10 protein-coding genes, 1 tRNA gene, 3 rRNA genes and 1 other RNA gene are annotated in these 13,850 nt (G+C 42.1%); 14 read left to right on the top strand and 1 reads right to left on the bottom strand.

What is annotated here, in order from left to right; genetic code table 11:
• Positions 1-2 precede the first annotated feature (2 nt).
• Positions 3-671, top strand: coding sequence for a deoxynucleoside kinase (locus tag MKY37_RS10145; RefSeq protein ID WP_340776642.1), 669 nt, complete (start codon positions 3-5; stop codon positions 669-671).
• Positions 672-848: 177 nt separating this feature from the next.
• Here the strand turns inward: MKY37_RS10145 and MKY37_RS10140 are convergent.
• A tRNA-Ser gene (locus MKY37_RS10140) sits at positions 849-941 on the bottom strand.
• Positions 942-1,182: 241 nt separating this feature from the next.
• On the opposite strand from MKY37_RS10140, the gene ffs reads away from it, so the two are divergent.
• The 13 genes from ffs to MKY37_RS10075 all read left to right on the top strand — a co-directional run bounded on the left by ffs (position 1,183) and on the right by MKY37_RS10075 (position 13,772).
• An RNA gene (gene ffs / locus MKY37_RS10135) (signal recognition particle sRNA large type) lies at positions 1,183-1,450 on the top strand.
• Between the two features lie 149 nt (positions 1,451-1,599).
• The gene (gene dnaX / locus MKY37_RS10130) at positions 1,600-3,348 is read left to right on the top strand and encodes a DNA polymerase III subunit gamma/tau (RefSeq protein ID WP_340776640.1); all 1,749 of its coding nucleotides are present in this window, start codon (positions 1,600-1,602) and stop codon (positions 3,346-3,348) included.
• A 14-nt stretch (positions 3,349-3,362) separates the two neighbouring features.
• Entirely contained in the window at positions 3,363-3,683 is a 321-nt protein-coding gene (locus MKY37_RS10125; protein ID WP_211892434.1) for a YbaB/EbfC family nucleoid-associated protein, read from the top strand.
• 12 nt (positions 3,684-3,695) lie between these two features.
• On the top strand, positions 3,696-4,292 hold the full coding sequence (recR, locus tag MKY37_RS10120; RefSeq protein ID WP_211892435.1) for a recombination mediator RecR: 597 nt from the start codon (positions 3,696-3,698) through the stop codon (positions 4,290-4,292).
• Between the two features lie 14 nt (positions 4,293-4,306).
• Positions 4,307-4,522, top strand: coding sequence for a YaaL family protein (locus MKY37_RS10115; RefSeq protein ID WP_340776635.1), 216 nt, complete (start codon positions 4,307-4,309; stop codon positions 4,520-4,522).
• Positions 4,523-4,581: 59 nt separating this feature from the next.
• Positions 4,582-4,839, top strand: coding sequence for a pro-sigmaK processing inhibitor BofA family protein (locus MKY37_RS10110; RefSeq protein WP_340776633.1), 258 nt, complete (start codon positions 4,582-4,584; stop codon positions 4,837-4,839).
• 224 nt (positions 4,840-5,063) lie between these two features.
• A 16S ribosomal RNA gene (locus MKY37_RS10105) occupies positions 5,064-6,617 on the top strand.
• A gap of 234 nt (positions 6,618-6,851) precedes the next feature.
• Positions 6,852-9,780: ribosomal RNA gene (locus MKY37_RS10100) — 23S ribosomal RNA — on the top strand.
• Positions 9,781-9,964: 184 nt separating this feature from the next.
• Positions 9,965-10,080 (top strand): 5S ribosomal RNA (gene rrf / locus MKY37_RS10095).
• Together the 16S, 23S and 5S rRNA genes form the textbook arrangement of a ribosomal RNA operon.
• Before the next feature lie 787 nt (positions 10,081-10,867).
• Positions 10,868-12,289: an aminotransferase class I/II-fold pyridoxal phosphate-dependent enzyme gene (locus MKY37_RS10090; RefSeq protein WP_340776631.1), complete on the top strand. Its 1,422-nt coding sequence runs from the start codon at positions 10,868-10,870 to the stop codon at positions 12,287-12,289.
• A 2-nt stretch (positions 12,290-12,291) separates the two neighbouring features.
• Positions 12,292-12,933: a dTMP kinase gene (gene tmk / locus MKY37_RS10085; protein ID WP_340776629.1), complete on the top strand. Its 642-nt coding sequence runs from the start codon at positions 12,292-12,294 to the stop codon at positions 12,931-12,933.
• Between the two features lie 44 nt (positions 12,934-12,977).
• Positions 12,978-13,307 carry a cyclic-di-AMP receptor gene (locus MKY37_RS10080; RefSeq protein WP_093063120.1) on the top strand — a complete coding sequence of 110 codons (330 nt, stop codon included), beginning with the start codon at positions 12,978-12,980 and terminating at the stop codon, positions 13,305-13,307.
• 24 nt (positions 13,308-13,331) lie between these two features.
• The gene (locus MKY37_RS10075; protein WP_211892440.1) at positions 13,332-13,772 is read left to right on the top strand and encodes a YaaR family protein; all 441 of its coding nucleotides are present in this window, start codon (positions 13,332-13,334) and stop codon (positions 13,770-13,772) included.
• Positions 13,773-13,850 lie beyond the last annotated feature (78 nt).

The following is a 13,850-nucleotide window of genomic DNA, read 5'->3' as shown; positions in this document are numbered from 1 at the left end:
TAATGAGTTTAAGAGAGAAGTATGGCATACCTTCTAATGCAGTTATTACGATTGCAGGAACTGTTGGAGTTGGTAAATCAACAATGACTAAAGCTTTAGCAGAAGCATTACATTTTAAAACATCTTTTGAAAAAGTAGATACAAACCCTTATTTAGATCGTTTCTATGAAGACTTTTCTAAATGGAGCTTTCATTTACAAATTTACTTTTTAGCGGAGCGTTTTAAAGAGCAAAAAAGAATGTTTGAGTATGGTGGTGGATTTATCCAAGACCGTTCTATTTATGAGGATACAGGAATATTTGCACAAATGCATAAGGAAAAGGGTACGATGGATCCAGTAGATCATGAAACGTATACGAGCCTATTTGAAGCAATGGTAATGACGCCATATTTCCCGCATCCAAACTTACTGATTTATTTAGAAGGATCAATGGATGATATTATCGATCGAATTCATGACAGAGGTCGCCCCATGGAGCAGCAGACACCTATCTCTTATTGGGAGGAAATGCATGGGCGCTACGAAAGATGGATTGACGCATTTAATGGTTGCCCAGTACTTCGTTTGAATATTAATGATTACGATATTTTGGAAAAGCCAGATGATGTGGAAGCGATCTTAGAACGTATTGGTCATTTCATGGAACAAACTGCTATTATTCGTAAATAAACAAAAACCTCCTGTTATTTTTTACAGGAGGTTTTTATATAAGTTGCTTTTTTTGCATAAAAAAAGAAGGTAACAGAATTCGCCACCTTCTTAATATTCTGAACACGTTATTGTAAGAAAAATTCGTTACCGACGTAACGAATTCAATCTCAAATTTATGCGTGTGTGTATTTAAAATGGAGGAGGAAGAGGGATTCGAACCCCCGCGCGGTATGACCCGCCTGTCGGTTTTCAAGACCGATCCCTTCAGCCAGACTTGGGTATTCCTCCGAAGTACAAGAACTAATTTATCATGGATAAAAATGAAAGTCAACATATTTTCATTAATTTCGTGGTTTTTATCTTAGATTTTTGTGTGGCATTTATGTGGGTCTCTTGAAAAAGCGAGCAAATTTTATAGCTATTATTTTTGAAATTTTTCCTGTCAGTTATAAAAAAATAGTAATGTAGATAAAATTTATATATGCGTTATCATTGATTTTTGTCTCTAAAAAAAGTATACTAGTAAATGCCGTGCTAGGTGGGAAGGTAGCGGTGTCTTGTAACTCGCAATCCGCTCTAGCGAGACTGAACTCCTTCTCTGAGGTTGAATACATGTAGGGTCTGGTATTTGCACGTGATGTTGACGTTTGGGTCCTGCGCAATGGGTACCCATGAACCATGTCAGGTCCGGAAGGAAGCAGCATTAAGTGGTGTTTTCTCATGTGCCGCGGGGTAGCCTAAACCGAGTTAACGACAAAGGTGCCGCTTATGTGTTTCAATCGAAGGAAGGTGCACGGCTTTAATTTTACACTTCAACTCACTTGTCAAATTGACAAGTGAGTTTTTTGTTTGGAAAAAATCTACTATACATAAATAAGCGAAGTCTATTTAGCTTTATGATATAATAGAAATCATTAACAATTAGAAATGAGAAGGAGGGGAATTAGTGTCGTATCAAGCTTTTTACCGTGCTTATCGGCCACAATCGTTTGCGGAAATGTCCGGTCAAACTCATATTAAGCAAACTCTTCAAAATGCCCTCCTTTATAACAAAACAACACATGCGTATTTATTTTCAGGGCCACGTGGAACAGGTAAAACAAGTGCAGCAAAAATTTTTGCAAAGGCATTGAACTGTGAAAATGGTCCAGCAAAAGAACCTTGCAATACATGTGAAACGTGTAAAAGTATAACAGAAGGCTCAAATACAGATGTGATTGAATTTGACGCAGCTTCTAACTCTCGAGTAGAAGAAATGCGTGATATTATTGAAAAAGTTCGGTTTGCACCTTCTAATGCTAAATACAAAGTGTATATTATCGATGAAGTGCACATGCTTTCTACAAGTGCATTTAACGCATTATTGAAAACATTAGAAGAACCACCCGCACATGCTGTTTTCATACTGGCAACAACGGAGCCACATAAAATTCCATTAACTATTATCTCTAGATGTCAGCGTTTTGATTTTAAACGAATTACATCTGCTGATATCGTTTCTCGTATGGAGGAAGTATTAACCGATGCTAAAATTGAATACGATGCAAATGTACTAAAAATTATTGCACAAGCTGCTGCAGGTGGTATGCGTGACGCACTTAGTATGCTGGATCAAGTTGTGTCATTTAGCGCAGATAAAATGACAATTGCAGATGCATTACTTGTAACTGGTTCTATTGGACAGGATGTCTTTTTTCAATTAGCAGATGCATTGATAGACAAAGATATAGCGAAGGCATTAGCCTGTATAGAAAAGTTAATAGAAGATGGCAAGGATCCGGTTCGATTAACAGAGGATTTTATAACTTTCTATAGAGACTTACTTGTTTTACTAGTTGCTCCGGAGCAAACTGAATTATTAGAAATAGCGACTGGGGATTCTATGTTTTTAGAGCTTGCTTCAAAGTTTCAAGTAGATACCTTATATAAGGGCATTTCGATCTTGACGAATACACAACAAGAAATGCGTTTTTCTAATCATGCGAAAGTGTATCTAGAAACAGCAATAATTCGATTGGCACATGTGCCAGTGGAAGGATCATTTTCAAATGAGAGCAACTCGGAATTAGAAACAAAGGTAAGATTACTAGAAACTCAATTACAGCAGCTACAACAGCAATTAAGTCAAGGGATGATCCCGCAGTCAAACAACGGAACACAAGATCAACCGAAGCGTCAAAGACAAAAGTCGTCTGGTGGCGTTAAAGTCTCAAGTGGTCGAATACAAGAAATCTTGAAAACAGCCACGAAAATGGATATCCAAACGATTAAATCTCAATGGGCAAATATTTTGCAACAATTACAAAAATCACATGCGGCATTATTAAATGATGCAGAGCCAGTAGCAGCATCTTCTAATGCATTTGTGTTAAAATTCAAGTATGATATACATTGCCAAATGGCTATGGAGAACAAAACATTTTCCACTTCATTTCCCCAGTTAATTGCTAATCTGACAGGGACGATGTATGAAGTTTTATACGTACCAGAGGAAAATTGGTTGAAGATCCGAGAAGATTTTATTAGACAAAATGGTTTAAAACAAGGTTCTCAAGAGAATGAGGAAGAAAATTCTTCTGAACCAACTGAATCGATGGAACTGTTACAAACGATGGAACAGGTTTCAGAGGATCCGCTGGTAGTGGAAGCAGAGAAATTGTTTGGAAAAGAATTTGTAGAAGTACAAGATGACTAAGGAGGAAATTAATTATGCGTGGAATGGGAAATATGCAAGGTATGATGAAACAAATGCAAAAAATGCAAAAGAAGATGGCAGAGGCTCAAGAAGAGTTAGCAACTCAACGATTTGAAGCAGTTGCCGGTGGTGGTATGGTGAAAGTCGTAGTTTCTGGACAAAAAGAAGTGCTTGAAGTAGAACTAGATCCTGCTGTAATAGATCCAGATGATATTGAAATGCTTCAAGATTTGATCGTTATTGCTACAAATGAAGCGATAAAAAAAGCAGAAGAAACAGCGAACTCCACAATGGGTCAATTCACGAAAGGATTGAACCTTCCTGGCATGTTCTAGGAGGAATAATAGATGCATTATCCTGAACCGATATCAAAACTAATAGATAGTTTTATGAAATTGCCAGGAATAGGGCCGAAAACAGCGGCCCGTCTGGCCTTTTTTGTCTTAACCATGAAAGAAGATACTGTTTTAGATTTTGCAAAAGCTTTAGTTGATGCTAAACGAAATTTAAGCTTTTGTTCTGTGTGTGGGCATATAACGGATATTGATCCTTGCCATATATGTCAGGATCAGCAAAGAGATGGCTCTTTGATCTGTGTTGTTCAAGATACAAAAGATGTAATTGCGTTGGAAAAGATGAGAGATTACAATGGACGATACCATGTACTTCACGGGGCAATTTCTCCGATGGATGGAATTGGTCCAGAAGATATAAATGTACCTTCACTGTTGAAAAGGTTACAAGATACAGAAATAGAAGAACTAATACTAGCTACTAATCCTACAATAGAAGGAGAAGCAACGGCGATGTATATTTCACGCCTTGTCAAACCGTCTGGTATTAAAACAACAAGAATTGCTCATGGATTACCTGTAGGTGGAGATTTAGAGTATGCAGATGAAGTAACTCTATCTAAAGCTCTTGAAGGTCGCCGAGAGTTGTAAGGGGCTGGGTTAGTGTGATGTTTTCTAAAAAAGGAAAACTGAAAAAAGAATTTGATGAGCAATTTGTGGCGCTCATGAAAGAAACGAAAAAAGAGTGGCAACAAGCTCAGATAATAGAAGATTATTTAAATGACTATGATTTAGATGCGGTTGCTAAAAGGAAAATGACAGAAAGTATCCACTTCTATCTATATAAAGAAGCAAGGATTCGAAATGTCATTTTAAAATAGAATAATAGATGTACTAGCTACATATAATGATAGATATGATTTTATGGAGGGTGTAGCTCATGAAGTTTACTATTATTATATGTTCGTTAGTGCTTTTATCTTTTTTATTATTTCGAAATTCATTTCCAAAATTTTTTGAAGGTATATCTATTTTATTGTTTCGTCTAGGTTTTTCTATTCTCTTGTTATACGGAGTTCATTTATTGCTTGGTTCAATGGGTTATGCAATACCAGTAAACTTGTTCACAGGCACTGTCGCAGCTACGTTAGGCGTACCGGGAGTAATCTCCGTTATAGCAATTTCTATATTAATATAAAAAAGTTTTTAAAAAGTGTTGACTTTATAATATAAAGCGAGTAATATTGTAGAAGTCGCCAAGAGGTAAAGCATTCTGGTAGACAACATGAACATTGAAAACTGAACATGCAAAACGTTAAGACATACAGCTTATCAGCTAACTTGTTAGAATGATAAGCAAAACAATTTTGACATCATTTAATGATGATGCCAGCAAAACAAAATGAGCTTTTTAAGTTCTCTATTATGGAGAGTTTGATCCTGGCTCAGGACGAACGCTGGCGGCATGCCTAATACATGCAAGTCGAGCGAATGACGAAGAAGCTTGCTTCTTCTGATTTAGCGGCGGACGGGTGAGTAACACGTGGGCAACCTGCCCTGTAGATTGGGATAACTCCGGGAAACCGGGGCTAATACCGAATAATCCATTTCCTCACATGGGGAAATGTTAAAAGACGGTCTCGGCTGTCACTACAGGATGGGCCCGCGGCGCATTAGCTAGTTGGTGAGGTAACGGCTCACCAAGGCGACGATGCGTAGCCGACCTGAGAGGGTGATCGGCCACACTGGGACTGAGACACGGCCCAGACTCCTACGGGAGGCAGCAGTAGGGAATCTTCCACAATGGACGAAAGTCTGATGGAGCAATGCCGCGTGAGTGAAGAAGGTTTTCGGATCGTAAAACTCTGTTGTGAGGGAAGAACAAGTACGAGAGTAACTGCTCGTACCTTGACGGTACCTCATTAGAAAGCCACGGCTAACTACGTGCCAGCAGCCGCGGTAATACGTAGGTGGCAAGCGTTGTCCGGAATTATTGGGCGTAAAGCGCGCGCAGGCGGTCCTTTAAGTCTGATGTGAAATCCCACGGCTCAACCGTGGAAGGTCATTGGAAACTGGGGGACTTGAGTACAGAAGAGGAAAGCGGAATTCCAAGTGTAGCGGTGAAATGCGTAGAGATTTGGAGGAACACCAGTGGCGAAGGCGGCTTTCTGGTCTGTAACTGACGCTGAGGCGCGAAAGCGTGGGGAGCAAACAGGATTAGATACCCTGGTAGTCCACGCCGTAAACGATGAGTGCTAAGTGTTAGGGGGTTTCCGCCCCTTAGTGCTGCAGCTAACGCATTAAGCACTCCGCCTGGGGAGTACGGTCGCAAGACTGAAACTCAAAGGAATTGACGGGGGCCCGCACAAGCGGTGGAGCATGTGGTTTAATTCGAAGCAACGCGAAGAACCTTACCAGGTCTTGACATCCCGCTGACCGCTCTAGAGATAGAGTTTTCCCTTCGGGGACAGCGGTGACAGGTGGTGCATGGTTGTCGTCAGCTCGTGTCGTGAGATGTTGGGTTAAGTCCCGCAACGAGCGCAACCCTTGATCTTAGTTGCCAGCATTTAGTTGGGCACTCTAAGGTGACTGCCGGTGATAAACCGGAGGAAGGTGGGGATGACGTCAAATCATCATGCCCCTTATGACCTGGGCTACACACGTGCTACAATGGACGGTACAGAGGGTCGCAACCCCGCGAGGGTGAGCAAATCCCATAAAACCGTTCTCAGTTCGGATTGTAGGCTGCAACTCGCCTACATGAAGCCGGAATCGCTAGTAATCGTGGATCAGCATGCCACGGTGAATACGTTCCCGGGCCTTGTACACACCGCCCGTCACACCACGAGAGTTTGTAACACCCGAAGTCGGTGGGGTAACCCTTACGGGAGCCAGCCGCCGAAGGTGGGACAGATGATTGGGGTGAAGTCGTAACAAGGTAGCCGTATCGGAAGGTGCGGCTGGATCACCTCCTTTCTAAGGATAATATCGGAATACAGATTTTTATCTGTATCTTAACGTTTTGCAGTTCAGTTTTGAATGTTCATTTTTATATGAAGATTCAACGCTTGCTCCTGCGATTACTCGTCGCAAAGTGAGCAAACCTTTGTTCTTTGAAAACTGGATAAAACGACATTGAAACAATAAACAACAAGAAATTCTGTTGTGATTATTTACGTAATCATGACGTGTAAGACTTTTTAACTTTTAGGTTAAGTTAATAAGGGCGCACGGTGAATGCCTTGGCACTAGGAGTCGACGAAGGACGGCACTAACACCGATATGCTTCGGGGAGCTGTAAGTGAGCTTTGATCCGGAGATTTCCGAATGGGGAAACCCACTGTTCGTAATGGAGCAGTACATTTGCGTGAATACATAGCGCATCTGAGACACACCCAGGGAACTGAAACATCTAAGTACCTGGAGGAAGAGAAAGAAAAATCGATTCCCTGAGTAGCGGCGAGCGAAACGGGAATAGCCCAAACCAAGAGGCTTGCCTCTTGGGGTTGTAGGACACTCTACATAGAGTTACAAAGGAATGAGTTAGACGAAGCGATCTGGAAAGGTCCGCAGGATAGGGTAAAAGCCCCGTAGTCCAAAATTCATTCTCTCTTGAGTGTATCCTGAGTACGGCGGAACACGTGAAATTCCGTCGGAATCCGGGAGGACCATCTCCCAAGGCTAAATACTACCTAGTGACCGATAGTGAACCAGTACCGTGAGGGAAAGGTGAAAAGCACCCCGGAAGGGGAGTGAAATAGATCCTGAAACCGTGTGCCTACAAGTAGTTAGAGCCCGTTAATGGGTGATAGCGTGCCTTTTGTAGAATGAACCGGCGAGTTACGATTACATGCAAGGTTAAGTTGAGAAGACGGAGCCGCAGCGAAAGCGAGTCTGAATAGGGCGAATGAGTATGTGGTCGTAGACCCGAAACCAGGTGATCTACCCATGTCCAGGATGAAGGTAAGGTAACACTTACTGGAGGTCCGAACCCACGCACGTTGAAAAGTGCGGGGATGAGGTGTGGGTAGCGGAGAAATTCCAATCGAACCTGGAGATAGCTGGTTCTCTCCGAAATAGCTTTAGGGCTAGCCTCAAACGTTAGAATCTTGGAGGTAGAGCACTGTTTGGACTAGGGGCCCATCCCGGGTTACCGAATTCAGACAAACTCCGAATGCCAATGATTTATGTTTGGGAGTCAGACTGCGAGTGATAAGATCCGTAGTCAAGAGGGAAACAGCCCAGACCACCAGCTAAGGTCCCAAAGTATTTGTTAAGTGGAAAAGGATGTGGCGTTGCTTAGACAACCAGGATGTTGGCTTAGAAGCAGCCATCATTTAAAGAGTGCGTAATAGCTCACTGGTCGAGTGACGCTGCGCCGAAAATGTATCGGGGCTAAACAAATCACCGAAGCTGTGGATTGATACCTTTGGTATCAGTGGTAGGAGAGCGTTCTAAGGGCGTTGAAGTCAGACCGGAAGGACTGGTGGAGCGCTTAGAAGTGAGAATGCCGGTATGAGTAGCGAAAGACGGGTGAGAATCCCGTCCACCGTATGACTAAGGTTTCCTGAGGAAGGCTCGTCCGCTCAGGGTTAGTCGGGACCTAAGCCGAGGCCGATAGGCGTAGGCGATGGATAACAGGTTGATATTCCTGTACCACCAAACCACCGTTTGAGTAATGGGGGGACGCAGAAGGATAGGGTAAGCATGCTGTTGGTTATGCATGTCCAAGCAGTAAGGTGTGAATGTAGGCAAATCCGCATTCTATAACATTGAGCTGTGATGGCGAGGACGTATGTCCGGAGTTCCTGATTTCACACTGCCAAGAAAAGCCTCTAGCGAGGTGATAGGTGCCCGTACCGCAAACCGACACAGGTAGTCGAGGAGAGAATCCTAAGGTGAGCGAGAGAACTCTCGTTAAGGAACTCGGCAAAATGACCCCGTAACTTCGGGAGAAGGGGTGCTCTTTAGGGTGAATAGCCTTGAAGAGCCGCAGTGAATAGGCCCAGGCGACTGTTTAGCAAAAACACAGGTCTCTGCAAAACCGTAAGGTGAAGTATAGGGGCTGACGCCTGCCCGGTGCTGGAAGGTTAAGAGGAGTGCTTAGCGCAAGCGAAGGTGCGAATTGAAGCCCCAGTAAACGGCGGCCGTAACTATAACGGTCCTAAGGTAGCGAAATTCCTTGTCGGGTAAGTTCCGACCCGCACGAAAGGCGTAACGATCTGGGCACTGTCTCAACGAGAGACTCGGTGAAATTATAGTACCTGTGAAGATGCAGGTTACCCGCGACAGGACGGAAAGACCCCGTGGAGCTTTACTATAGCTTGATATTGAATTTTGGTGCAACTTGTACAGGATAGGCAGGAGCCATAGAGCCCGGAGCGCCAGCTTCGGAGGAGGCGTCGGTGGGATACTGCCCTGGTTGTATTGAAATTCTAACCCATACCCGTAACCCGGGTAGGAGACAGTGTCAGGCGGGTAGTTTGACTGGGGCGGTCGCCTCCTAAAGTGTAACGGAGGCGCCCAAAGGTTCCCTCAGAATGGTTGGAAATCATTCGAAGAGTGTAAAGGCAGAAGGGAGCTTGACTGCGAGACCTACAAGTCGAGCAGGGTCGAAAGACGGGCTTAGTGATCCGGTGGTTCCGCATGGAAGGGCCATCGCTCAACGGATAAAAGCTACCCCGGGGATAACAGGCTTATCTCCCCCAAGAGTCCACATCGACGGGGAGGTTTGGCACCTCGATGTCGGCTCATCGCATCCTGGGGCTGTAGTCGGTCCCAAGGGTTGGGCTGTTCGCCCATTAAAGCGGTACGCGAGCTGGGTTCAGAACGTCGTGAGACAGTTCGGTCCCTATCCGTCGTGGGCGTAGGAAATTTGAGAGGAGCTGTCCTTAGTACGAGAGGACCGGGATGGACACACCGCTGGTGTACCAGTTGTTCTGCCAAGAGCATCGCTGGGTAGCTATGTGTGGACGGGATAAGTGCTGAAAGCATCTAAGCACGAAGCCCCCCTCAAGATGAGATTTCCCATTACGCAAGTAAGTAAGATCCCTCAAAGACGATGAGGTAGATAGGTTCGGGGTGGAAGCGTGGCGACACGTGCAGCTGACGAATACTAATCGATCGAGGACTTAACCAAATTTGTTTCAGTTCCAATGTCGTTTATCCAGTTTTGAGTGAACAAACACTCTATATATGAGGGTTTCAAGATACAAGCAGTGCTAGGAAACAAGTGAGAGAAAGAAGGAACGTACTAAAGTACGTGACTGACGGATCGAATGAAGTTGACAAAGCAATGCGCCGTATATTGAAAGCCGAATGAGTCTAGTGATGATGGCGAAGAGGTCACACCCGTTCCCATACCGAACACGGAAGTTAAGCTCTTCAGCGCCGATGGTAGTTGGGGGTCTCCCCCTGTGAGAGTAGGACGTCGCTGGGCACCAAAGAAAAGTCGTTACCGAGTAATTGGTAGCGGCTTTTTTGTGTTAAAAAATAAGCCGTAGGTAGTCTATCTCTATAAGAAAGTATGCGAGAAAGTAGAGGGGCAAAGAGTTCAAGGAAGCAAGTGAGAGAGACTCGAGCGTATAACATACGCGAGAATTGAACGAGTGCGGCTGACGAAGAAATCTGCCGCCCATCTGCTTTCGCAGCCCCGGACACGGAAGTAAAGCTCTTGCGCCGATGGTAGTTGGGGGTCTCCCCCTGTGAGAGTAGGACGTCGCTGGGCACCAAAAAAAGTCGTTACCGAGTAATTGGTAGCGGCTTTTTTGTATTAAAAAATAAGTCGTAGGCAGTCTATCTCTATAAGAAAAGTATGCGAGAAAGTAGAGGGGCAAAGAGTTCAAGGAAGAAAGTGAGAGAGACTCGGAGCGTATAACATACGCGAGAATTGAACGAGTGCGGCTGACGAAGAAATCTGCTGCCCATCTGCTTTCGCAGCCCCGGACACGGAAGTAAAGCTCTTGCGCCGATGGTAGTTTGGGGTCTCCCCCTGTGAGAATAGGACGTCGCTGGGCATCAAAGAAAAAGTCCTTACCGAGAGATCTTGGTAGCGGCTTTTTTGTGTATTTTTTCAATATTGTTGTTAAAACTCTTGTTTAGCAATAACTTGTTGTTAATAGATATTCCAAGAAAAACCTGCCAGAAATAAGTTGCCTACCGTCTTTAGATAGAACTATTCATGTATAATAGAAGAAAGAAATTTGAACATATAGTGAGGTAATATAATGCAAGAGAAAAGACCATTAGTTGAGGCATTGGAGCAATTTCATAAGAAAAAGTCGCATTCTTTTCATGTGCCTGGGCATAAACATGGACTTTTATCCAATTTACCACAACTTATAAGGGATTCGATGCAGTATGACTTGACTGAATTAAATGGATTGGATGATTATCATCATCCAGAGGAAGCTATTAAAGAAGCAGAGCAATTACTGACCAAACTATATAACACAGATAAAAGTTTCTTTTTAGTGAATGGCACGACTATTGGAAACCTAGCTATGATTTATGCAACTTGTCAGTATGGGGAACAAATTATTGTACAAAGAAATGCTCATAAATCTATTTTCCATGCTATTGAATTGGTCGGGGCAGAGCCTATTTTTGTATCTCCTGAATGGGATGAACAAACCAAAACAGCATCCTATGTATCATTAGAAGTAATGGAAGAAGCAATTCAACAATATCCTTTTGCCAAAGCAGTTGTCTTAACCTACCCAAACTATTATGGGGTTTCCTCTCCAGACTTAGAGAATATCATTAGATTATGTCATAGTCTACAAATGCCTGTGTTAGTAGATGAAGCACATGGTGCGCATTTCCAGGCAAATAAGGAATTTCCAAAGTCAGCGTTATTATATGGAGCTGATGTTGTTGTTCAGTCTGCGCATAAAACGTTACCAGCGTTAACGATGGGGTCATTTTTGCATATTCGTTCTCAATTGGTTGATAGTAGAAAAATAAATAAATACTTAAGAATGTTGCAATCAAGTAGTCCCTCCTATTTAATCTTAGCCTCTCTAGACGATGCAAGAAGTTATATGGAAAGATATAGCCCAATGGATTTTAAACAATTGATGGGTAGAAGAGAAGTGTTTATAGAAGCTTTAGAAACTATTCCATTAATTGAAGTAGTTCAAGTAGACGATCCATTAAAACTATTAATACGTGTGGGAAAATATTCTGGGTTTCAGGTACAACAAGCTTTTGAAAAACATAATATACATGTGGAGCTAGCGGATATATATCAAGTCTTACTCATTCTCCCTTTACTAAAAGTGGAGCATGAATATGCATTTGCAGAGATTAGAAAGCGAATAAAATATGCAGTAGAAGACTTAAAAAATGAAAGTTCAGATTGTACTAGTAATATATATCATATGGAACAAAAAACTATTTCTACTTTGCATATGAGTATGGAGCTACTAAGTGTGAAACAAGGGGAATGGATTCCTTATGCACGTTCGATTGGAAGAATTGCTAAAGGGATGGTTGTTCCTTATCCTCCAGGTATTCCTTTAATCTTACCAGGGGAAAAAATTACAGTTCCCATACTTACCGAATTAGAAAAGTGGATTGAAAAAGGTGCCTTATTTCAAGGAGAACATCGATTAGAAGAAAAGTTAATATATGTAGTGGAGGAGTAACTGTGCAAAAAAGAGGGTACTTTATAACAAGTGAGGGTCCAGAAGGTGCGGGGAAAACAACTGTTATGAATTTATTAGGAAAACGATTGATAGAAGAAGGCTACGATGTTGTAATGACAAGAGAGCCTGGAGGAATTATGATTTCCGAAAAGATTCGTAACATAATTTTAAATAATGAGCATACAATGATGGAGAGCCGTACTGAAGCATTATTATATGCTGCTGCTAGAAGACAACATTTAGTTGAGAAAATTCTACCTGCGTTAGAAGCTGGAAAAATTGTGATTTGCGATAGATTTATTGATAGCTCATTAGCATATCAAGGTTTTGCTCGTGGTATTGGAGTAGAGGAAATATGGGCTATTAATAAGTTTGCTATTGGAGATACAATGCCAGAAAAAACAGTTCTATTTGATGTGGACCCTGAGGTGGGATTATCTAGAATTAACGCGCATCAGGATCGAGAAAAAAACCGATTAGATGTAGAGAATTTAGCATTTCATCAAAAAGTACGAGCTGGGTATTTAGCGTTAGTTGAAAAATATCCGGAACGTATACAAGTAATAGATGCCTCTCAACCCGTAGAGAAGGTATTAGAAGAAACGTATATAGTCATCAAACGGGAATTAGAAATTATTAGATAATTCATGGTATAATAAAAGAAAAATACTAATAGGGGTGAGTATCGATGAAATTGATAGTAGCGGTAGTTCAGGATCAGGATAGTAATCGGTTGTCTAATGCATTAACAAAGGCAAAGTTTAGAGCAACAAAACTGGCAAGTACAGGTGGTTTTTTACGTTCCGGGAATACTACATTTCTAATCGGTACTGATGATGTTCTAGTAGCTTCTGCTTTAGAGTTAATAAGAGATAATTGTAGAGCAAGAGAGCAAATGGTAGCACCAGTATCTCCAATGGGAGGAAATGCAGATTCTTATATTCCATATCCAGTAGAAGTTGAGGTTGGAGGAGCTACTGTATTTGTACTCCCAATTGAACAATTCCATCATTTTTAATAATGAAGGAGGGAGTAGTAAAAAGTGAAGATTAACCAAGATATGCGTGTTGGTATAGATAATATTCGAAAAGACGCCATGCAAAATGGAAATCAGTCCGTTAAATTTGGTCAAATGATTACAAAACAGGAACAGCGAATGCAGACGGATACCATGACAAGGCTTCTTGGAGATATCTCCACAGCGGGGGATCGTTTAGCGCGTTCTCGAAACTTACGTGATATGGCAAAGTTTAAAATGCTTATCCGAAAGTTCCTACACGAAGCTGTCGATTTTGGAATGGGATTAAAACAGTCTCATACATGGAATCGTTTTGGTGAAGGAAGAAAGTTGAAACTTGTGGAAACAATTGATGAAAAATTAGTTGAATTAGCGGAAGAAATTTTAAACCAAGAAAAAAGTTCTATAGACTTGTTAGATAAAATTGGAGAGATAAAAGGCTTACTTATCAATTTATACACGTAAGTTTCCCGTGTTTTCGCATGATGCGAAACGCGGGATTTTTCACAAGAAAGTATATGATTATAACTCGTATCTGCCTAG

Source organism: Psychrobacillus sp. FSL K6-2836, from assembly GCF_038003085.1.
Classification (GTDB): domain Bacteria; phylum Bacillota; class Bacilli; order Bacillales_A; family Planococcaceae; genus Psychrobacillus.
This window is presented reverse-complemented; position numbering and strand designations above follow the sequence as displayed.

What these genes read in the sequence shown, in the direction of transcription:
- MKY37_RS10145 (WP_340776642.1), top strand. Translation starts at nt 3, where the DNA reads ATGAGTTTAAGAGAGAAGTATGGCATACCTTCTAATGCAGTTATTACG.
- MKY37_RS10125 (WP_211892434.1), top strand. Translation starts at nt 3,363, where the DNA reads ATGCGTGGAATGGGAAATATGCAAGGTATGATGAAACAAATGCAAAAA.
- recR (WP_211892435.1), top strand. Translation starts at nt 3,696, where the DNA reads ATGCATTATCCTGAACCGATATCAAAACTAATAGATAGTTTTATGAAA.
- MKY37_RS10110 (WP_340776633.1), top strand. Translation starts at nt 4,582, where the DNA reads ATGAAGTTTACTATTATTATATGTTCGTTAGTGCTTTTATCTTTTTTA.
- MKY37_RS10090 (WP_340776631.1), top strand. Translation starts at nt 10,868, where the DNA reads ATGCAAGAGAAAAGACCATTAGTTGAGGCATTGGAGCAATTTCATAAG.
- MKY37_RS10080 (WP_093063120.1), top strand. Translation starts at nt 12,978, where the DNA reads ATGAAATTGATAGTAGCGGTAGTTCAGGATCAGGATAGTAATCGGTTG.